This is a genomic window from Microbacterium sp. P2_F9 (assembly GCF_056403635.1).
Window position 1 is genome coordinate 1 of record NZ_JBFUFC010000049.1, and the last position, 20519, is coordinate 20519.

Genomic DNA, 20519 nt, shown 5'->3' on the forward strand with positions numbered 1-20519 from the left:
ATCCTCATCCTCGGCGCCCTGCTCATCTGGATGCCTGGCATCGACTACGGCTGGCGGCATCCGCGTTTCGTCGCGTTCGTGCTGATCGTGCTCATCCTCGAACTCGCCCTGCTGCACGTGCGTCTCTACCTGCGGGCGCACCAGCGGTACGTCACCGGGTTCACCCGGACCGTGGCGGTCATCACTGTCGCGCTGGTCATCGTCCTGGCCGTCATGCTCGTGTTGCCCCTCGCCTTCGGCGAGTACCTCATCTTCTCCAGCACCTACTGGCGCTGGGTCGTCGCCCTGGCAATCCTCGCCGCGCTGGGCACCGTGCTCATTCCGCTCCTCAACGCGCTGTTCGCGCCGAAGAAGCCCAAGCCGGTCTACACCTCGCCGTATCAGCCCTACCCGGTCGGATGGCCGACGTACGCCGACGGCGTGACGCCGCTCCCGGTCATGCCCGACGGCTCGCCCGACTGGACCRCCTACTACACGGGGTATCCATCGACGGTGTCGCAGGCGATCGCCCCCACTGCGTGGGGTCCCGTGGCGCCTCCAGGCGGCGCACCGTACGGCTGGGCACCGTCCGTCGACGAGAGCCCGGCGCCCGAGGCGCCGGCCGTGACCGAGGCGCCCGCCGCGCCTGGCAACCCCGGCACCGCGCCGTCCGGCTACGAGGGCTACCCGCCTCGGCCGCCGCTGCCGCCGCGGCCCTGAGCGGGAGCGCCCTCAGCGCCCCAGGATCTCCAGCGCGGCCATCGCCGCGTTGTGTCCGCCCAACCCGCTGACCGCGCCGCCGCGCCGGGCCCCCGAGCCGCACAGGAGCACCCGGTCGTGCTCGGTGGCGACGCCCCAGCGTGCGGCGGGGTCCTCGAGCGGCTCGCGATCCTCCGCCCACGGCCACGACAGGGAGCCGTGGAAGATGTCGCCCCCGGTCATCCCCAGCGACGTCTCCAGGTCGGCGGTGGTCCGCGCCTCGATGCAGGGCGACCCATCCGGCGCTTCGTAGACGCAGTCCGCGATCGGCTCCGCGATCACCTCGTCGAGAGACGCCTGTGCCGMGGCGAGCAGCTCAGCGCGCGCGGCATCCGGATCCCGCCCTGCCAGCAGGMGGTGGGGCGTATGGAGTCCGAAAAGCGTCAGCGTCTGCGCTCCAGCAGTGCGAAGGTCTGGCCCGAGAATCGAGGGGTCGGTGAGCGAGTGGCAGTAGATCTCCGCCGGGAGCGGACTCGGGATGCCGCCGGTCGCGGCGACGTCGAAGGCCCGGTCGAGCTGCGACAGCGTCTCGTTGACGTGGAACGTTCCGCCGAAGGCCGCCTCGGGGCTGACCGTGGTGTCGTGGAGTCGGGGGAGCCGGCGCAGCAGCATGTTGACCTTGACCTGGGCGCCCTCGGCCGGGGTGTCCGTGGCCGCGGTCCCGCCACCCGCGCGGATGAGGGCGGCGAGCACGGCGGGTCCGACGCCGCTCAGCACGAGGCGCCCGCGGAGCGGCGTCGCGTTGTGGATCCTCACCTCGCCGTCGGGCGAGATGGCGGTGACCTCGGCACTGGTGCGGAGGTCGGCTCCGGCATCCCGTGCCGCTCGTTCGAGCTCCGCGGTGACGCGGCCCATGCCGCCGACCGGCACGTCCCAGTGCCCGGTTCCGCCGCCGATCACGTGGTACAGGAAGCAGCGATTCTGGCGGAGGCCCGGGTCATCGCTGCGGGCGAAGGTGCCGATGAGCCCGTCGGTCAGCGCGATGCCCTGGGCGACGTCGCTGCGCAGTGATTTTCCGAGCAGGTCGCCGAGCGGGCGCTCGATGACGTCTTCCCAGAGTGCGTCGTCGCCCAGTCGCGCCCGCATCGTCTCGGCTCGCAGCAGCGGCGCGGTCATCGTCGGGAAGATCAGCGACGCGAGGGGGGCCAGCCGCTCGTAGAACGCGGCGAACCGCACGGCCTCGTCGGGGTCGCCCGTCGTACGGGCGAAGGAGTTCGCTGTGGCCGCGGCATCCGCGGAATCCACCAGAATTCCTCGGGCGGGATCGAGCGGATCGGGCGTGTAGGAGGAGTAGCGGCGCCGCCGCAGTTCGATCCGGAGGCCGAGATCGTCGATGATGCGCTGGGGAAGCAGGCTGACGAGGTAGGAGTAGCGCGACAGCTTGGCATCGACGCCCGCCCACGGCCGCTCCGAGACGGCCGCGCCGCCGGTGTGGTCGAGGCGCTCGAGCACGACGACGGTGCGCCCCGCCCGGGCGAGATAGGCCGCGGCGACCAGGGCATTGTGCCCGCCGCCGACGATCACGACATCGTGGGTGGCAGCGCTCGCGGTGCTCATCCGCCTACGCTAACCCGACACGCACCGGCCTGCGCCGATACCGTGGAGCCATGCCCCTCGCACATGACTTGGAAGCAATCGCCGTCGAAATCGCCCAGGAGGCGGGTGAGCTCGCCCGGCGCCGTCGGAGCGAAGGGGTCTCGATCGCCGCGACGAAATCGGCCATCGCGGACATCGTCACCGAGGCCGATCGTGAAGTCGAGCAGTTCATCCGGGCACGGATCGCCGCCGAACGGCCGGGGGACGGATTCCTCGGCGAAGAGTCCGGCGCGGAACGAGCCTCGACCGACATCACGTGGGTAGTCGACCCCATCGACGGAACCGTCAACTACGCCTACGGCATCCCGTCCTACGCGGTGAGCATCGCGGCGGTCGCCGGGGAGCCCGTCCCGGGCCGATGGGAGGCGCTCGCCGCAGCCGTCTTCAACCCGGCGTCCGGCGAGCTCTTCCGCGCTTCCCGCGGCGGTGGCGCCTGGCTGGGGGAGAGCCGGCTCGTGGTGAACGCCGAGCCGAGCGATGCGGGAGCGCTCCTCGCGACCGGCTTCGGCTACGACCCGGCGACGCACAGCTCCGATCTCGCCCGCGTCGCGCGGGTGATGCCGCTGGCTCGCGACATCCGACGCATCGGGTCGGCCGCGCTGGATCTCGCGTTCGTCGCAGCCGGCCGGCTCGACGGCTATTTCGAGCGCGGACTGCAGCCGTGGGATCACGCCGCGGGTGCGCTCCTGGTCGAGGAGGCCGGCGGCATGGTTGGTGGAGCGCCGGCCGACGCACGGGGTCGCATCCTCATCGTGGCCTCGGGTCCCGGCATGTTCGAACGACTCCTCGAAGCCGCCATCGACTGAGCGGATGGGCGGCGCTGCGCACCGGCAGGCGGCGCAACCTGAGGAGATATATCAGCACTACCGGCCCTCCGCACACCGCATTCCCAGGGGTGACCGGGTAGGGTTTACCTATTCGTTACCTTTGCCGCCCGAACGGCGAGGGTGATCAGAGCACATCGACCGACTTCGTTGCCCCATTAGCGACTCGACCCGAGAGCCTGCGTTTTGCCCTTCGAACCCACGATGGCTGAGCCTGCGCGCACGCGCAGATCCAGCCGAACCCCCGTCGCGTCTGCGCCGACCGCGGGTCCCGTGGCTCCGCTGAGCCGCCGCGATGCTCGCGCGATGCGTGCGTCCGAGACCGGGCCCCAGTCGACCGTGTGGGCGACTCCGAGCGACTCCCGCACCGCTGCGCCGGCATCCTCGATTCCGGATGCCGCGGCCGTCGTCGATGCCGTGATCGCTGTCGCCGAGCAGGCCGCCATGCGTGCCGACCTCGAGCCCGTCCTCGTCGCGGTGGAGCCGTTCGAGCTCCTCGAGCCCACCGTCGAGCCCGAGCCGGCGCTCGAAGCGGAAACGCTTGTGCCCGCGGTGGAGCCGGAGGCGGCCGAGCAGGCTGCGCCCGCAGCGGCCCGCGCACCGCAGACAGAACCTGCGACGGAGGATCCGGCATCCGTCGTCGACGAGTTCGAGATGGCCGCGCGACTATTTGCCTTCACGGGCGAGACGCCGGTGCAGAATCAGGATGCCGCGTCCGCACCCAAGGCGGCGGTCGATGCCGAGGGGGCCGTTGCCCCCGCCGAGCGAGTTCMGGGTCGACGCAGGCGTCAGCTCGCGACGGCGTCGTTCTCGGTCGGTGTGATGGGAATCGTGGGCCTGCTGGCAGTCGGCATGACGACTCCCGCCGACGCACTCGCCGTGGCCGATTCCGACAACCCCGCAGCCACCGTGACCGCGGCGGGCGATGTCGAGGCGAACGAGGACATTCAGGCCTACGTGACGCCGTCGACGATCGAGAGCGCCGGAATCGAGCGCGACGAGAACTACTCGACAGTGTCGCTGGGCGAGATCGCATCCGAGCTCGGCATCAGCAACTACTCGAACTTCTTCGTCAACGACCCGAACGCCGCAATCCAATGGCCGTTCGCTGTCGGTGTGCCGATCACCTACGGGTTCGGCATGCGGTCTGGTCGCATGCACGAAGGTGCGGACTTCGTGCCTGGACAGGGCGCCGAGATCCAGGCGATCGCTGCCGGCACGGTGCGCACCGCGACCAGCAGTGGCGGCGGCTACGGCGTCGAGGTCGTCATCGACCACATCATCGACGGTCAGCTCATCTCGAGCCGCTACGCGCACATGCTCTACGGCTCGATCAAGGTGGCCGAGGGTCAGCACGTCGAGGCGGGCACGATCCTCGGCGAGACGGGCGACACGGGTCACTCGTTCGGCGCCCACACGCACTTCGAGATCCTGGCCGGCGGCGACACAGCCATCGACCCGATCGAATGGCTGCGTGCGAACGCGGGAAGGTCGTCGCTCGGCTGACGCCGATTAAGTGGGATGCCGAGGCTCTGGTATTCTCTTCTAGTTGCCCGCTCGCGGGCAGCACGCCCCGATAGCTCAGTGGTAGAGCACTTCCATGGTAAGGAAGGGGTCGTCAGTTCAATCCTGACTCGGGGCTCGCAGCATCCAATTCTTGCGACCGGATGCCGTGTGGCAGGGTAGCTCAGTTGGTGAGAGCGCACGACTCATAATCGTGAGGTCGCGGGTTCAAGCCCCGCTCCTGCTACAAGTTCAGAGCCCCGGAAATCCGGGGCTCTTTTGTTTGCGGCCTCCCGAAAAGCTGAACGTTCCTGCGCTGGAATTCTGTACATGACGACGCTTTCGTTGGCAGATGCCCGGGCGAACCTCTCCAAGCTCGTAGAGTCCGCCGTGACGACCCATGAACGGTTCGAGGTCACCCGCAATGGGGATCGTGCCGCGGTGCTGATGAGCGCCGATGACTACGACTCGCTGCTGGAGACGGTCGACGTGCTGAGCAGCGCGTCGGAGGTCGAAGCGATCCGCCGAGGCATCCAGGAGCTGGATGCGGGCGAAACGTCAACTGCCGATGAGGTTCGAGCCGCGCTCATCGCGGCCGGCAGGCTGCCTGCGTGACCGCACCGGGATCAGTCCGGACTGGACGCAGCGCAGTTCAGGACACGAGGGTCTCGGTGGCCAGTCGCATGTGCGATTCCACCGAGGCGGCCGCGAGCTCGGCGTCGCCTGTCGCGATCGCATCGACGATCTGGAGGTGGCGCGGCACGTCCATGTTCTGAACGGCCCGTTCGATTCCGGAGCGGGTGATCGACATCAGGATGGAGCCTTCGAGGGCGGACCATGCCCTGACGAGCGTTGCGTTCCCGCTGAGGCGGCAAAGTTCGCGATGGAAGTCGAGGTCTGCCCGCATCCGGGCTTCCAGAGATTCGCTCTCGGCGAGCGACATGCGATCCGCGGCGGCTCTGAGGTCCGTGACAGCTTGTTCGCGTGTTGGACTCTGCGCGACGGTACGGGCGGCGAGCGCCTCCAGCGCGGCCCGCACCCGAAAAAGGTCTCGGAGTTCCTCCTCGTCCATGAGCCGGACGAGCAGTCGCCCGCGGGAACCGTTTGTCAGCAGGCCTTCGAGTTCCAGGGTGCGCATGGCTTCGCGGAGGGTGCCTCGGCTAATGCCGAGGCGTGCGGACATCTCGATCTCGGAGACATGGGAACCCGGGGGAAGCTCACCGGTGGTGATGGCTCGGCGGAGCGCCTCGATCGCCTGCATGCGCAGAGTGTTGCGCTGCAGACCCAGGATCGCTGGTCCGTCGGTCATCGCTCGCCCCCCTCAGGTTGAGTCTAGAGAGGGCGGCGTATTCCGCGGAGTACGCCGCCCTCTCATCACATCTCGGTCGTCATCGCGCGGGCTCGAGCTCGCGTGCCTCAGAAGATGCCTGCGCGGCGTACTCGCGTTKCGCCTTGGTCCACGTTTCGGGTGTCACCAAGGCGGAGATGAATCCGATCAGCGCATAGAGCGCGAACAACGCGGCTGGTCCCACCCAACCGAAAGCTCCGAACAGGAGAGTCGTGATGAAAGGCGTGAAGCCCGAGACCATGGCGGAGATCTGGTAGGCAAGCGACGCCCCAGAGGTGCGGGTGTTGGCGTTGAACAGCTCGGGGAACCATGCGCCTTGAGCTCCGGCGAGGGCATTCTGGAACACGGCGTAGGAGAGCACGATGACCACGATGACCATGGGGTAGACGGCGGTGTTCACGCCGAGGAACATCAGGAATCCCCAGAACACACCCATCGCGGTGACGGCGAGGTAGAGCGGGCGTCGTCCGATCTTGTCGGTGAGTCGCGCCCATCCCCAGGTGGCGAAGATGCCGATTGCTGCCGCAATGCACAGGGCGGTCAGCGTCTGCCAACTCTCGGTGATCTTGTTCGTGTTCAGGTACGAGATCAGATAGGTGATCGAGATCGCGTAGCCGGCGGTCTCAGCGACGCGAAGGCCGATGCCCCGGAGGATGTTGCCCCAGTCGGTCTTGATGACCTCGATGATCGGCGCCTTGAGGACCTTTCCCTCGGACTTGACGTCCTCGAACACGGGGGACTCGGGAACCTTGGCGCGGATGATGAGGCCCACGATGACCAGGAGGATGCTGGCCAGGAATGGCACGCGCCACGCCCAGTCGCCGGGCAAGTGGACGCTGACGAGAAAGACTAGGTTCGCCAGCAGCAGACCGACAGGGAAGCCCGCCTGCACGATGCCGGTGAAGCCTCCCTTGAAGCGCCATGGTGCGTGCTCGTAGGTCATCAAGATCGCGCCGCCCCACTCGGCGCCGAACGCAAGGCCCTGGATGATGCGGACGATGACCAGGAGGATCGGCGCGAGGATGCCGACCATCGCGTACGTCGGCAGCAGGCCGATCGCGAAGGTGGCGAGGCCCATCACGATCAGTGATCCCACGAGGACGGGCTTACGGCCGACGCGGTCGCCGAGGTGTCCGCCGATGATCCCGCCGATCGGTCGGGCGGCGAAGCCGACGCCGAGCGTCGCGAACGACAGCAGTGTGCCGGTGACCGGATCGGAGCCGGGGAAGAACGCTGTCCCGAAGTAGAGAGCCGCGGCAGTGCCGAACCCGATGAAGTCGTACGTTTCGATGACCGCGCCGACGCCGGAACCGACTGCCACGCGCTTTCGTTCGGGGGTGCCGTTGACCACACCCCGCATCGTGATGGCTGCTTCGCTCATCTCTCTGCCTCTCTCACGTCATTGTGTCCGACTCGCGGCGCGAGCGGTGAAGCCAGTATGTGAGCAGATTCCGTCATTGTCAACAATCAAACAGTCAACTATTGAACTGTCGGTAAATTCGTCGTACTATCGACATGCCGCCGCAACGGAGCGGCAGAAGGCAGGAGACTCATGACACTCACTCGCACCGCCGTCCTCACCGGCGCAGCAGCAGAACGAGGCATCGGGCAGGCGACCGCTCGGGCATACGCGAAGGCCGGCTGGGCCGTCGCGATCCTGGACCTCGACGGCGAACTCGCCGCTCGCGTCGCCGCCGACATCGCTTCGGAGCATGGCGTGGCGGCATACGGTGGCCCCGTAAATGTGGCAGACGAAGCCTCTGTGGCGTCAGCACAGCAGACGATCGCCGCGCGGGTGGCCGACGGAGCATTGCCGCCCGTGGGCGCTCTCGCGAACATCGCTGGCATCACCTCACCGGTGTCATTCCTTGAGACCACCCTCGACCTCTGGAACAAGGTCCTGGCGGTCAATGCCACAGGCACCTATCTCGTCACCAGGGCGTTCCTGCCCGACATGATCGATCAGGGGTTCGGCCGCATCATCAATATGTCGTCAGTCTCAGCGCAGCGCGGTGGCGGCGTCTTCGGCAAGGTCCCGTACTCGGCAGCCAAAGCGGCGATCCTCGGCTTCACCAAGTCACTGGCGCGTGAACTCGGCTCCAGCGGAGTAACTGTGAACGCCGTCACGCCGGGCGCGGTCGACACCAACATCCGGGTGGGGACGACTGACGAGATCGAGGCCGCAATCGTCGACGCCATCCCGCTCGGACGCACTGCGACGCCCGACGAGATCGCAGCGGTGATCGTGTTCCTCTCCAGCGAAGGCGCGAGCTACCTGCAGGGCACGACGGTAGACATCAACGGCGGCAGCCACATGCGCTGACGGCCGAACCCGATTCAGATTTGCGACCGAACGAAGGAGTTCCGACCATGATGACCACAGCGTCGACCGTGCTCGACCTCACAACGAGGCTCAGCCGCGTGCGCGAAGCCGCACAGCGCATCCGCCTGAACGCACTCGCAATGGGCGAGGTGCAGGGCCAGGGCTACGTCGGCCAGGCGCTCGGCGCCGCCGACATGCTTGCCGTCGTGTACGCCGATCAATTGCGGTACCACGCGGAAGACCCGCACTGGGAGGGGCGCGACCGCTTCCTCCTCTCCACCGGTCACTACGCGATCGGCCTCTACGCCGCCTTGGCCGAAGCCGGGATCATCCCCGTCGAAGAACTCGACACCTACGGATCCGACGACTCCCGTCTGCCGATGTCGGGCATGGCGAGCTATACCCCCGGTATGGAGATCTCCGGCGGATCGCTCGGACACGGACTCACCGTGGCAGTGGGCATGGCGCTCGGGCTCCGCCACCTCGACAGCGACTCGCGCGTGATCAACTTCCTCTCCGACGGGGAGCTCAACGAAGGCTCGACATGGGAGGCCGCCATGGGCGCGGCATCCCATCAACTCGGCCGCCTGATCGCTCTGGTCGACATGAACGCGCTTCAGGCAGACGGTCCCACCGTGGGCGTGCTGAACATCGAACCGGTCGAGGAGAAGTGGGAGTCCTTCGGCTGGCACACCCAGCGCGTGAATGGCAACGACCCGGGGGCCGTGCTCCGCGCGTTCGACGCTATCGGCGACCCCGATCCGGTCGGCCCACCTCATGTCATCGTCTGCGACACGAAGGTCGGCCGCGGCGTGCCGCTGCTCGAGACGCGTGAGAAATCCCACTTCATGCGCATCGAGGAACAGGAATGGGCGATCTGCCGTGCCCAGCTGATCGCAGGATTCGAATCGGATGCCGCGACCGCGGCCGAAGGAGYGGCATCATGAGCACCAGTGCAGCCAAGCCGAAGCTCAAGACCTCGGCGATGATCGCCTCGTTCGCCGATCCCGGTCAGAAGACGGCATCAGCGCCGTTCGGTCACGCGCTGGCGGCGCTCGCTGGGAAGGACGACCGCGTCGTCGGTCTCTCCGCCGACCTCGCGAAGTACACCGACATGCATATCTTCCGGGAAGCGTTCCCAGAGCGCTTCTTCCAGATGGGCATGGCCGAGCAGCTGCTCTTCGGGGCCGCCGCAGGTATGGCCGAAGTGGGACTCGTACCGTTCGCGTCGACCTATTCGGTATTCGCCGCGCGTAGGGCGTATGACTTCATCTGCCTGGACATCGCCGAGCCCGGCCTGAATGTCAACATCGTCGGTGGACTTCCTGGCCTGACCACCGGATACGGTCCCAGTCACCAGGCCACTGAGGACGTCGCGATCTTCCGCGGCATCCCGGGCCTCACCATCGTCGACCCGTGCGACTCGATCGACCTCGAGCAGGCCGTGCCCCAGCTCGCCGCAACCCCGGGGCCAACATACCTGCGCCTGCTGCGCGGCAACGTGCCGACAGTCCTCGACGAGTACGACTACACGTTCGAACTCGGCAAAGCGAAGGTCGTCCGCCCAGGTGCAGATGTCGTGTTCATCTCCAGCGGGCTCATGACGATGCGCGCGCTGCAAGCGGCCGAGGCCCTGGCTGCCCACAAGGTGGACGTCGCGGTGGTCCACACTCCGACGCTGAAGCCATTCGACGAAGACACCGTGATCCGCGAGATCGACACACCCCGGCTAGCGGTGACGCTCGAGAACCACACGGTGGTCGGAGGACTCTTCGAGACGGTCGCCTCGGCGCTGGTGCGCCGCGGCGTCACTCGCCGTGTGGTGCCCGTCGGGCTTCCGGACGAGTTCCTGGACGCGGGTGCGCTCCCGACCCTCCACGAGCGATACGGCCTAGCGGTGAATTCGATCGTCGCGACCGTGCTGCGCGAACTGGGGTGAGCTCGACGTGTCGATCCATCCTCCGGCTGGTATGACCCACACGGTCGGGTCGACCCCGACGCAGGATCTTCCGCACATCCGTTCACACTCTCCACCGTCTGTCTGCGTCAGTACGACTTTGAGCGAGCCCTCCGCGTCGCTCGTGAGCTCGGGTTCGACACTGTGGATCTCGTTGGGCTCCGTGGGCTCTGCGAGCACGTCCCAGTGATGGGATCGCGCGACGAAATGCGCTGCGCGGCGCAGGTTTTCGCCGACTCAGGATTCCGGTCGGCGAGCGTCAACGCCGATCCCGGATCGTTCGACGGATTCGACGACATCAAGGACGTCATGCATCGGGTGGATCTTCTCCTGGAGTTCGCTGCCGAGACGGAGAGCCCCCTCCTAGTACTCCCTGCGGGGGAGAAATCACCGCGACGGGTTAAGGATCCTCAGATCGCACGGATGGCCGACGCACTGAACGACGTTGCAATCCGTGCTCAGGAACGAGGTGTTCGACTCGCGGTCGAAGCACCCTACTTCGGGCGGCCGGTCGACACCGTCGGCCGTGCGATCGCATTGATGAACCAACTCGATCCCGACATCGAATTGGCATTCGACGTCTCCCACATCGAGGCTGCCGACGAATCCGTCGTCGACGCGTGGCGTCTGCTCGCGCCTCGCGCGGGGATCGTCCACCTCCGCGATGCCGTCAGCGGCGACATCCGTCGCGTGGTCGGGCAGGGCCGAGTCGACTTCAAACGCTTGTTCACTGCCCTCGCGAACACAGGCTACATCGGGGACATCGTCCTCGAACTAGAGACACGTGACTCCCCGTACTCGAGCAAAGAAGAGGAGATCACGGCCGCTGTCGACTACCTCAATGCCCGGTGGTAGGCACATGTTCTCTACCTGGCTGGGTGCCGAGTCGGCGCGAACTTCTCCAAGCTCGTCGAGTCCGCCGCTCGCCGCGGGTGACTGGGGTTCTTTTGTCGTCGGTCAGCCGGCGCTATCTGACACTCCGTGTTTGTGCTGGTCGCCTGGAGATCAACTGGTCAGCTCTTGTGGGCGGCGGTGAGTGTGTCGACGGCCCTTTCTGCGGCAGGTCGCAAGCGAATCTGGTCGCCCAGTTGCCTGGCCGCGGCGGCGTAGCCGGGATTGCTCAGCAACTCTGTGGTCGCGGTGCGAATCTGCTTCACCGACGCGCGTTTCGGGAGGGTGAGGCCGAAGCCGTGTGAGGCGATCATCTTTGCGATGGCGGGCTGGTCGAAGGACTGGTTGGTGGGGATGACCAGCAGGGGGAGTCCGTGCGCGAGGGCCAGCATCGTCGTTGCGTGTCCGCCATGCCCGATGACCAGCGAGGCACCCGCCATCGCGTCGGCGTGCGGAAGGAACGCGTGGACGACGGTGTTCTCGGCCGGTCGAAGGGCCAGTGGGTCGATGGCGGGCCATGTGGTGACCACCGTATGGACTTCGAGCGGAGCGAGGGCATCAATGATGGTCTGGAGGAGCTCGACCTGCCCGTTGACGAATGTGGTGCTGAGACTTACGAGGACCGTCGGAGGGGTCGACGCATGGGAGGGCGCGGCGACTGCCGGAATGATGGGACCGGTGTAATGGATGGACGGCGGCAGCTGGTCGGATCCTGGGTCGAGCGTCGGTTCGGTAGCGACCAGCTCGCCCTCGGCGCGTGCATAGAGGTCACGGGGCCGGAAGCCCCTGAGCCGCATGATCATCCCGAGCGGGCCGCTGACCAGCGCTCCGAACATCACCGATCGAAGGGTGTGGATCAGGATGGTGTACGGGATGTGGGCGCGCGCGAGCGACCACATGACCCCGACCAGCAGGCCGTCCACGACGATCCGATCAGCCGGGTCGCGCCGCACCAAGTCGACGACATCCTCTCCCATGCCGCGGTCGCCGAATACGGCGGCATACCCGAGATCGGCGCGCAGCCCGGCCTTCGGCGCGACCACGGACCATGGCTTCGCCCGCCGGTACGCCTCGAAGTCCAGACCGGCTGCCTCGACCGCGGCCCGTTGCGAAGGATGGCCGATCACGCGTGGGGAGCCGCCGCGCCTCGCGACTTCGCGAGCCATCAGAACAATCGGCGGCACGTTGCCACCGCCATCCCACGTAACGAAAAGTACAGATGTCACGACGCGCCCCCTTGGTCTGATGATGCGAACACCCGTGCCACGAGCGCCCGCATCCGCGTCTCGATGAAGTCCGTGGACATGATCTACTCCTGGATCTCTGCGGACGCGGTGGAAAGGATCGCTTCGACGAGCATCCGCATCCGCGATGCCGTGTCGCCGCGGGTGAGGGCGCGGTCGCGTCGCAGCAGCTTCCAGGCGTACACATCTGTGGCCACCACGAGAAGATCGAGTGTCTCCACTCGACGTGAATCCGGAAGCGGGTCGAGGGTCCGCGCGAACGTGCGGGTCGCCCAGTCCCGGTGCAGCAGTTTGCCCTCACGTGTGAGGTCCGCAGCGATCCGGTCCCAGCCCTCCTGGCCCAGCAGCAGGAGCGCTCCGTCACCGCGCGCMTCGTAGTGCTCGATCAGGGCGTCGAGTGACCCTTCGATGTCATCGGGATCGGCGGGCCGTTCGGCACGCACCGCCGCGCGGCCGGACTCGGCGGCCTCGTCGATCAGTGCCTCGCGGCTGCCGAACTGCCGCAGGACCGTCTGCACCGAGACCCTCGCTCGCTCTGCGATCACGGGGAGAGTGATCGCCGCGACCGGCTTCTCGAACGCGAGTTCGATCGCCGCGCCGATGATGCGCAGCCGCGTCTGCTCCGCGGCGTCGGCACGGGCACGCATCCGATAGGAGCGGGGGGTAGGGACTTGTGGCCCGGTCATCGCAGGGCTTCCTCATGTAGACGAGTGCGAATCATTTCGCGTAAGTGCACGATAACGCCAAATCTCATTTGACGTCAATAGGTGTAAACGCGAAAGTGGCGGGAGAGCCACTCAGATCGGGTCAGTCGAGGATGGCCCACCCGTGCGGAGTGAGCAGTCCGGCGCTCTGCGCCGTCGAAGGGTCCGATGCCAGCAACGTGCCAGCCGGGAGGGGGAAGCCCGCGTCGCCGAGGTTCAGGGCGATGGTCAGCCGGTTCCGCTGGAAGGCCACGTCGACTTCGAGGTGCTCGTTGCTGAGCGTCCGCGGCTTCGAGGTCGTCGCGCGGTGCAGCCACGGGTGCCTTCGACGCAGCCCGAGCAGCTCTTTGTAGAGCGGCGCCAACGAGCGGTCGGGGACCGGGAGGGCGCTCGGTCCGTCGACCGGGAACTCCGGTCTGATCACGTCGTCGCCGCCGGGGCGTTCCTCTTTGACGCCGCGAAACCCCCACTCGTCTCCGGCGTAGACCGTCGGCGTGCCCCCCAAGGTCGCGAGGAGGACGACCGCGTGCGGGTGGTGGCGCGGGTCGCGGATGGCCGACGCGATTCGGGTGACGTCGTGATTGCCGATGAACGTGGTCGGCGCGAAGACGTCGAGCATCTCGTTGTGCCGCCCGAGGGCCCAGGCGAGCTCCCAGAGATTGCGCTCGTCGATACTCGACCAGATCGCCTTCCACAGCTCATACTGCGTGACGCTGTCCACCGTCCCGTCGCGAACGAACGCGGCATAGTCGCCGTGGATCACCTCCGCCTCGAACCACGCCTCCGGATGGGTGCGGCGCACCTCGGGCAGCACGGCCGCCCAGAAGTCCGGAGGCACCCGATATGCGGCATCCAACCGCCACGCGTCAGCGCCGCCGTCCAACCAGTGCCGCATCACGTCGATGACGAGGCGCCTGGTCGCCGGCCGGGAGTGATCAAGCTCGACGAGGGCGTCGTGACCCTCGAACGGGACCAGTCGACCGTCCTTCGTTCGCTTCACAGCTTCGGAATCCGTCGCGACGAGGGGGTGCCCGCGGCCGACGTGGTTGAAGACCCCGTCCAGCTGAATTCGAAGGCCGCGCGCGCGGGCCTCGGTGACGAGAGTCGTGAAGTCGCCGTCGTCGCCGAGGCGCGGATCGATCCGGAAGTGATCGAGCGAGTCGTATCCGTGTGTCGCTGACGCGAAGATGGGGCCGAGCGCGAGCCCGGATGCGCCGAGTTCGATGACGTGGTCAAGCCACGGGATCAGGCGCAGCAGCCGGTGCTCGTCCGCCGTCGCTGGTCCGGAGGACGCTTCGGGGAAGGCGCCCACGAACCCCAGCGGATACACACGCCACCAGATCGCGTGTTCGACCCAACCGGGCTCATCGAAGCCGGAGACAGGGGCATCGCTCATCCCTCGACCGTACCGAGGGGCGGCGGCCCAACCACGGTCACTGCCTCGAGGAGCGAAACGAGCAGGCCGTTCTGAGGGGTGGGGATGCCGTGCCGCCGTCCGATCCGGACGATCGCACCGTTGCGCGCGTCGATCTCCATCGGTCTTCCCGCGAGCCGGTCGGCGTGCAGTGAGTTGACCGCGTCACGCGGGGAGGACTGCGCGCCAGCGACGACCCGATCGGCGATCTCGTCCTCAAGATTCGCGCCCTCCGCTCTGCCGACGGTGATGCACTCCTCCACGACTTCGTGCATGAACCGTGCGATGGCCGGATGCCGCGCGATGCGCGGTGGCGAGAGGGTCACAGCCGAGATCGCACCGGCCGCGTTCAGGCAGAGCTTGCGCCAGAGCACCGATGTCATGTCATCCTCCTGCGTCACCTCGATGCCGGTGCCGGCGAAGAGCTCGGCGAAGTCGGCACCGTCGGGCGACCGAGCGATGGCGAGGTGAGCAGGACCCGTCTGCCTCACTCGGCCGGGTGCTCCTCGCTCGGCGGGCAGGTCGACCATCACAGGCAGCAGGCGCTCGGTGGGCGCGTACGGGTCGAATCGCTCGACGTGCTCGACGCCGTTCTGCAGGATCGCGATGCGGGTGTGGGCCTCGGTGAATCCCGGGAACCACATCGCCGTGCCGCGCACGGCGTATGCCTTCGTCGCTACGAGAACCCAGTCCACGGGGGCGGACTCGGCAGGTTCGGTGATCAACCGCGGCGCGGCGCGCAGGACCTGGCCGTCCACATCGACGACGAGCCGGCGAAACGGGGTGCGGGCCGCGACCGTGACATCGTTCTCGGGATTCTGGGCGAGCCAGGCGGCTATGGCGCCGCCCACGGCACCCGGTCCGATGACGGCGATGGTCGGCATCTGCCCCTCCCACGGTCAGCCTAACGGCGGGCTCCCGAGCCGCAGCCCACCGCGTGGCCGGCGAATAGGGTCGTCACATGCCTTCGACGCGCCGCTCGCTCCTGGACCTCACGATCGACCACCACACCCTCACGGTTCCCCTCGTCTGGTCGAACCCCGCCGACAGGCGCACGATCGACATCCACGCGGCCGTCGCGACGCGCTCCGGTGGCGAGGCGCTCCCATACCTCGTCTTCCTCCAGGGCGGACCGGGTAGCGAGGCGCCGCAGCCGTTCCATTCGCCGACGCAGCCGGCGTGGCTCGACGCGGCGCTCGAGGAGTATCGCGTGGTGATGCTCGACCAGCGCGGAACCGGCCGATCAACCCCGATCGGCGACTCCGACCTCGAGCGCGGTGCCGACGAGCTCGCCGAATACATCACGCACCTTCGCGCGGACTCGATCGTGCGCGACTGCGAGGCCGTGCGCGCGCATCTCGGCGTCGACACCTGGAGTGTGCTCGGACAATCCTTCGGCGGCTTCACGACGCTCGCCTATCTGTCGACGGATGCCGCGTCCCTCTCGGATGTCTACATCACCGGCGGGCTCAGTGCGATCGGGCGGCATCCGGACGACGTCTACTCGCTCACGTACGACAAGATGCGCGTGGAGTCGGAGCGGTACTACCGCCGCTTTCCCGGCCATCGAGATGCGATGCGGCGCCTCGTCGATCGGGCGGATGCCGGACGCATCGTGCTCGAGGACCGCGAGGTCGTCTCTGTAACGCGGCTGCGCTCGCTGGGGATGCTCCTCGGGTCCAACGACGGCTGGCAGACCCTCTGGTCGCTGCTCGACGCCGACCCCGCGACGAACGCGTTCCGCCATGACCTCGGCAAAGCGCTTCCGTTCAGTGTCCGCAACCCGCTGTACTACGTGTTCCACGAGTCGAGCTATGCCGACGGCCACGCGACGCGGTGGTCGGCGGATCGGGTCGAGCCCGCGGACTTCCGCTCCGACCCGACCCTGCTGACCGGAGRGCACGCGCGTCGAGAGTGGCTCGACACTGTGCCGGGCCTGCAGCCCTGGCGGAGTGTCACGCTGGCGCTGGCCGACCACGAGTGGCCACGGCTCTACGATGCCGCGGCGATCGCGGCATCCGGAGCGCGCGGCGCGACCGCCATCTACGTCAACGACGTCTACGTGCCGTTCGAGTTCGCCATCGAGACCTCGGCCCTCCTGCCCGGAGTCAGACCGTGGATCACCAGCGAGCACGAGCACAACGGCCTTCGAGCGGGCGACGTGCTGTCGCGACTGGTCGACCTCGCACGGGGCCGTCGCCTGCGCTGACATGCCGTAATCGGCATTTACGTGCTTTCGGCGATCAGGCTACTGGTGCGCGCGAGCGATGAAGCGCTATCGTGGGCCCCGATCGCGGTGTGACGGACGCCGCAGAGTCGAGGTGTTCGGTGGCTGAAATCGTTGTCGTTGACTCGAAGGCGACCGCCGGCGCGCTGATCGCCGACGAAATCGCGGCTCTGATCCGCCGTCAGCCCGACGTCGTGCTCGGACTCGCGACGGGTTCGACTCCCACCCCCGTGTACGAGGCGCTCCCTTCGCGCCTGCAAGGAGTGGATGTCTCCCGTGTGCGGGGATTCGCGCTGGACGAGTACGTCGGGCTCGACCCGCGGCATCCAGAGTCCTACCGCAACGTCATCATGCGCGAGGTGGTGGAGCCGCTCGGCCTCACCCCAGAGCTCATCCACACCCCGAACGGCGCCCCCGAGGGCATCGAGCACGCGGGCGATGACTACGAAGCCGCGATCCTCGCCGCGGGCGGGGTCGAGCTGCAGATTCTCGGCATCGGCACCGGCGGACACATCGGATTCAACGAGCCGGGCTCCTCCTTCGCGTCGCAGACCCGCGTGAAGACGCTGACCGCCCAGACCCGCAGCGACAACGCGCGCTTCTTCGATTCGATCGACCAGGTCCCGATGCACTGCGTCACGCAGGGACTCGGAACGATCCTGCGCGCCCGTCACCTGGTGCTGCTCGCATTCGGGGAGGGGAAGGCGGATGCCGTCGCCGGCGCTGTCGAGGGTCCAGTCACCTCATCGCTTCCCGGTTCGGCGATCCAGCTGCATCCGCACGTGACCGTGGTCATCGACGAGGCTGCGGCGTCGAAGCTCGAGCATCTGGACTACTACCGATACGCGTACGACAACAAGCCGGAGTGGCAGGGGCTTTGACGCCCCACTTTTCCATCACGCCCCACTTTTCAACGAGGAGAAGAGCATGAAGTTCCTTCAAAATCTCGGCCGGTCGATCATGCTTCCGGTCGCCGTGCTTCCGGTCGCAGCGATCCTGTCCGGCATCAGCTGGTGGATCAGCGACGGCGGCGCGAGTCCCAACATCTTCTCGGCGTTCCTCGGCGCCGCCGGCGGAGCGCTGCTCGACAACATGGCGCTGCTGTTCGCCGTCGGTATCGCGATCGGCATGGCGAAAAAGTCCGATGGCACGTCAGCCTTGGCGGGCCTCGTGTCCTGGCTTGTGATCACGACGCTGCTCAAGCCCGAGACGGTCGCGCTGTACACCGGAGTCGCTGACGTCAACGAGGTCGACCCGGCCTTCCTGAAGGTGCAGAACGTCTTCATCGGCATCATCTGCGGTCTGATCGGCGCCTTCTGCTACAACCGCTTCAAGGACACGAAGCTGCCGGATGCGCTGTCCTTCTTCTCCGGCAAGCGGTCTGTGGCGATCGTCACCGCCGGCATCTCGCTCGTCGTCGCCATCGGGCTCTACTTCGTATGGCCGTGGGTGTACGGCGGACTGGTCGCTTTCGGTGAGTTCATCGTCACGCTCGGCCCCTTCGGCACAGGTATCTACGGCTTCCTGAACCGACTGCTGATCCCCGTGGGTCTGCACCATGCGCTCAACTCGGTGTTCTGGTTCGACGTCGCAGGCATCAACGACCTCAACAACTTCCTGTCAGGCGAAGGCACCTACGGCGTCACAGGCCAGTACATGACGGGGTTCTTCCCGATCATGATGTTCGGTCTCCCCGGTGCCGCACTTGCCATGTATCTCACCGCGAAGACCACGCGGAAGAAGCTGGCGTACGGCATCCTCTTCGCCGGCGCGATCTCGTCGTTCTTCGTCGGTGTGACCGAACCGCTCGAATTCGCGTTCATGTTCCTCGCACCGGTGCTGTACGTCGTGCATGCGCTTTTCACGGGCATCTCGATGGCGATCAGCCAGATACTTCCGGTGCGGATGGGCTTCGGATTCTCGGCCGGCTTCGTCGACCTCGTCCTCAACTGGCAGAATCCGATGGCGCAGAACCCCTGGATCATCCCGATCATGGGCGTCTTCTGGTTCTTCGTCTACTTCGGGGTGTTCTACTTCTTCATCAAGCGGTTCAACCTCAAGACCCCTGGTCGCGAGGACGACGACATCCTCGGCGAGGGCACGGAGTTCGACACCCACTCGAAGGACGATGCCTACAACATGACCGCCGTGCGCTTCATCGATGCGCTCGGCGGCAAGGCGAACATCACCGACCTCGAGAATTGCGCAACACGGCTGCGCATGGAGATCGCGGATGTGTCGCAGGTCGACGACGTCGCACTCAAGCGCGCAGGCGCCGCGGGCACGATGAAAACGGGCGGGCACTCGGTGCAGGTGGTCTACGGCACGAACGTGCAGTTCGTCAAGGATGCGATGGAGCGCGTGATGTCTGGCGAGGTCGTTGTGGACACCATCGAACCAGAGCGCGCACAGGCCACGGAAACGGCCACGGCAACGATGACTCGGACCACGCTCAAGCTCCGTCAGCCGGTCCAGGGCGCGGTCGTGCCGCTGAGCGCCGTTCCCGACCCGACGTTCGCAGAGGAGATGATGGGCCCGGGCCTCGCGATCGAACCCACCGGGAACACCGTCATCGCGCCCGCCGACGGCACCGTGGGCGCCACGTTCGAAACGAGCCACGCCATCGCGCTGGTACTCGACGACGGGACTGAGCTGCTCATCCACGTCGGGATCGACACCGTCCAGATGAAGGGCGACGGATTCCGGACGCTTGTCGCGAAGGACGCCCGGGTGACAGCGGGCACCCCGCTGCTGGAGTTCGACCTTCAGAAGATCGCAGCAGCTGGGCACCCGGCGATCACGCCGGTGATCGTGCTCAACAACGCGGACGCGCAGATCGAATTCTCGGGGTGACCATGGTCGGCCCCGCCGTCGAGATCGCGGTTCAGGATGCCGCAGGTGCGCGTGCTGCGCTCGACGCCGGGGCCGCCAGGCTCGAGCTGTGCCAGGCGCTGGAGACCGGCGGTCTCACTCCATCGCTGGGCATCCTGGAGTCGGTGCTCGCCGCGGTCGACCCGCTTCTCGTGAACGTCCTCGTGCGTCCGCGCGCGGGTGGTTTCGTGTATTCCGCGGATKAGGTTGCCGTCGTCGAGGCCGATATTCGGGCGTGCGTGGAGCGGGGAGCCGGAGGCGTCGTGGTCGGTGCGCTCACCCGAGACGGTCTGCTCGATCTCGACGCGATGCGCCGCTGGAGGGATGCTGCGGGCACTGCGACGGTCGTGTTCCATCGTGCGATCGACGCGAGCGCCGATCCGCGCGCGGTGTTCGATTCTCTGATCGCGGAGGGAGCGGATCGCGTCCTCACGTCGGGGGGCGCTGCGCGCAGCATCGACGGCATCGCGCTGCTGTCGGAGTTCGCCGCGGCATCCGCCGACCGTATCGAAGTGATGGCAGGCGGAGGTGTGACAGCGGCAGACATTCCCGCCCTCTTCGCGGCGGGTGTCGACGCAGTGCACCTCTCTGCGCGTCAGCGCTCAGGCGCCGACGCTCCCTCGGGCCCCGGCGGCGGTGCGAGCGGGCATGACGTCACGAGCGCGGAGCTCGTAGCGGAGGCGGTGCGGGAGGCCAGCCGCTGAGCGCTTCGCCGCCAGAACGACCGCAGCCCCGCCTCCATCCGGGGATCGAGGCGGGGCCGCTCAACTGTCGGACTAGTGCTGCGCGAGGCGCCGCGAAGCGACCAAGGTCGCGCCGGCGAGCAGCATCACCGCGGCCGCGATGCCCCACGGCATCACGTCGCCGCCACCGGTGGCC

19 protein-coding genes and 2 tRNA genes are annotated in these 20519 nt (G+C 67.2%); 14 read left to right on the forward strand and 7 right to left on the reverse strand.

Annotation, left to right across the window (positions count from 1 at the left end; all coding sequences use genetic code 11):
- On the forward strand, positions 1–699 hold a 699-nt coding region (locus AC1DVT_RS07415; protein ID WP_477387806.1), incomplete at its 5' end, for a hypothetical protein.
- A gap of 12 nt (positions 700–711) precedes the next feature.
- Here AC1DVT_RS07415 and AC1DVT_RS07420 read toward each other — a convergent pair.
- On the reverse strand, positions 712–2295 hold the full coding sequence (locus AC1DVT_RS07420) for a phytoene desaturase family protein (protein ID WP_477387808.1): 1584 nt from the start codon (positions 2293–2295) through the stop codon (positions 712–714).
- Between the two features lie 50 nt (positions 2296–2345).
- Here AC1DVT_RS07420 and AC1DVT_RS07425 point away from each other — a divergent pair, with 50 nt between their 5' ends.
- From AC1DVT_RS07425 to AC1DVT_RS07445, 5 genes are all read left to right on the forward strand, one after another.
- Entirely contained in the window at positions 2346–3140 is a 795-nt protein-coding gene (locus AC1DVT_RS07425) for an inositol monophosphatase family protein (protein WP_477387810.1), read from the forward strand.
- A 324-nt stretch (positions 3141–3464) separates the two neighbouring features.
- Positions 3465–4664: a M23 family metallopeptidase gene (locus tag AC1DVT_RS07430; protein WP_477387812.1), complete on the forward strand. Its 1200-nt coding sequence runs from the start codon at positions 3465–3467 to the stop codon at positions 4662–4664.
- Between the two features lie 64 nt (positions 4665–4728).
- A tRNA-Thr gene (locus AC1DVT_RS07435) sits at positions 4729–4800 on the forward strand.
- Positions 4801–4834: 34 nt separating this feature from the next.
- A tRNA-Met gene (locus AC1DVT_RS07440) sits at positions 4835–4908 on the forward strand.
- 83 nt (positions 4909–4991) lie between these two features.
- Positions 4992–5276 (forward strand): type II toxin-antitoxin system Phd/YefM family antitoxin, encoded by a 285-nt coding sequence (locus tag AC1DVT_RS07445; RefSeq protein WP_477387814.1) that lies wholly within the window; start codon positions 4992–4994, stop codon positions 5274–5276.
- A 37-nt stretch (positions 5277–5313) separates the two neighbouring features.
- On the opposite strand, the gene AC1DVT_RS07450 is transcribed toward AC1DVT_RS07445, so the two are convergent.
- Both AC1DVT_RS07450 and AC1DVT_RS07455 read right to left on the reverse strand, forming a co-directional pair.
- Positions 5314–5970, reverse strand: a complete 657-nt coding sequence (locus AC1DVT_RS07450) for a GntR family transcriptional regulator (RefSeq protein WP_477387816.1) — start codon at positions 5968–5970, stop codon at positions 5314–5316.
- 79 nt (positions 5971–6049) lie between these two features.
- Positions 6050–7390, reverse strand: coding sequence for an MFS transporter (locus AC1DVT_RS07455; RefSeq protein WP_477387818.1), 1341 nt, complete (start codon positions 7388–7390; stop codon positions 6050–6052).
- A 171-nt stretch (positions 7391–7561) separates the two neighbouring features.
- Between AC1DVT_RS07455 and AC1DVT_RS07460 the strand changes: the two genes are divergently transcribed.
- The 4 genes from AC1DVT_RS07460 (at position 7562) to AC1DVT_RS07475 (ending at position 11144) form a co-directional block, all read left to right on the forward strand.
- Positions 7562–8332, forward strand: coding sequence for an SDR family NAD(P)-dependent oxidoreductase (locus tag AC1DVT_RS07460; protein WP_477387820.1), 771 nt, complete (start codon positions 7562–7564; stop codon positions 8330–8332).
- Positions 8333–8379: 47 nt separating this feature from the next.
- On the forward strand, positions 8380–9279 hold the full coding sequence (locus AC1DVT_RS07465) for a transketolase (RefSeq protein ID WP_477387822.1): 900 nt from the start codon (positions 8380–8382) through the stop codon (positions 9277–9279).
- The gene (locus tag AC1DVT_RS07470) at positions 9276–10271 is read left to right on the forward strand and encodes a transketolase family protein (protein ID WP_477387824.1); all 996 of its coding nucleotides are present in this window, start codon (positions 9276–9278) and stop codon (positions 10269–10271) included. Before AC1DVT_RS07465 ends, AC1DVT_RS07470 begins: the two co-directional genes overlap by 4 nt.
- Before the next feature lie 102 nt (positions 10272–10373).
- On the forward strand, positions 10374–11144 hold the full coding sequence (locus tag AC1DVT_RS07475) for a sugar phosphate isomerase/epimerase family protein (RefSeq protein WP_477387836.1): 771 nt from the start codon (positions 10374–10376) through the stop codon (positions 11142–11144).
- Positions 11145–11302: 158 nt separating this feature from the next.
- Here the strand turns inward: AC1DVT_RS07475 and AC1DVT_RS07480 are convergent, their stop codons facing one another.
- The 4 genes from AC1DVT_RS07480 to AC1DVT_RS07495 form a co-directional block, all read right to left on the reverse strand.
- Positions 11303–12346: a glycosyltransferase gene (locus AC1DVT_RS07480; protein ID WP_477387826.1), complete on the reverse strand. Its 1044-nt coding sequence runs from the start codon at positions 12344–12346 to the stop codon at positions 11303–11305.
- Between the two features lie 143 nt (positions 12347–12489).
- Positions 12490–13110, reverse strand: coding sequence for a TetR/AcrR family transcriptional regulator (locus AC1DVT_RS07485; protein ID WP_477387828.1), 621 nt, complete (start codon positions 13108–13110; stop codon positions 12490–12492).
- Positions 13111–13231: 121 nt separating this feature from the next.
- Positions 13232–14524, reverse strand: a complete 1293-nt coding sequence (locus tag AC1DVT_RS07490) for an alpha-amylase family glycosyl hydrolase (protein WP_477387830.1) — start codon at positions 14522–14524, stop codon at positions 13232–13234.
- Positions 14521–15426: a 2-dehydropantoate 2-reductase gene (locus AC1DVT_RS07495; RefSeq protein WP_477387832.1), complete on the reverse strand. Its 906-nt coding sequence runs from the start codon at positions 15424–15426 to the stop codon at positions 14521–14523. The genes AC1DVT_RS07490 and AC1DVT_RS07495 overlap by 4 nt, the downstream gene beginning before the upstream one ends.
- A 77-nt stretch (positions 15427–15503) precedes the next feature.
- On the opposite strand from AC1DVT_RS07495, the gene AC1DVT_RS07500 reads away from it, so the two are divergent.
- The 4 genes from AC1DVT_RS07500 (at position 15504) to AC1DVT_RS07515 (ending at position 20344) form a co-directional block, all read left to right on the forward strand.
- The gene (locus tag AC1DVT_RS07500; RefSeq protein ID WP_477387834.1) at positions 15504–16751 is read left to right on the forward strand and encodes an alpha/beta fold hydrolase; all 1248 of its coding nucleotides are present in this window, start codon (positions 15504–15506) and stop codon (positions 16749–16751) included.
- 119 nt (positions 16752–16870) lie between these two features.
- Entirely contained in the window at positions 16871–17650 is a 780-nt protein-coding gene (locus tag AC1DVT_RS07505; RefSeq protein ID WP_457099060.1) for a glucosamine-6-phosphate deaminase, read from the forward strand.
- A 46-nt stretch (positions 17651–17696) separates the two neighbouring features.
- Positions 17697–19622, forward strand: coding sequence for an N-acetylglucosamine-specific PTS transporter subunit IIBC (gene nagE, locus AC1DVT_RS07510; protein WP_457099061.1), 1926 nt, complete (start codon positions 17697–17699; stop codon positions 19620–19622).
- 2 nt (positions 19623–19624) lie between these two features.
- A complete protein-coding gene (locus AC1DVT_RS07515) occupies positions 19625–20344 on the forward strand; it encodes a copper homeostasis protein CutC (protein ID WP_477387838.1) in 720 nt (239 codons plus the stop codon).
- Positions 20345–20519: the final 175 nt, after the last annotated feature.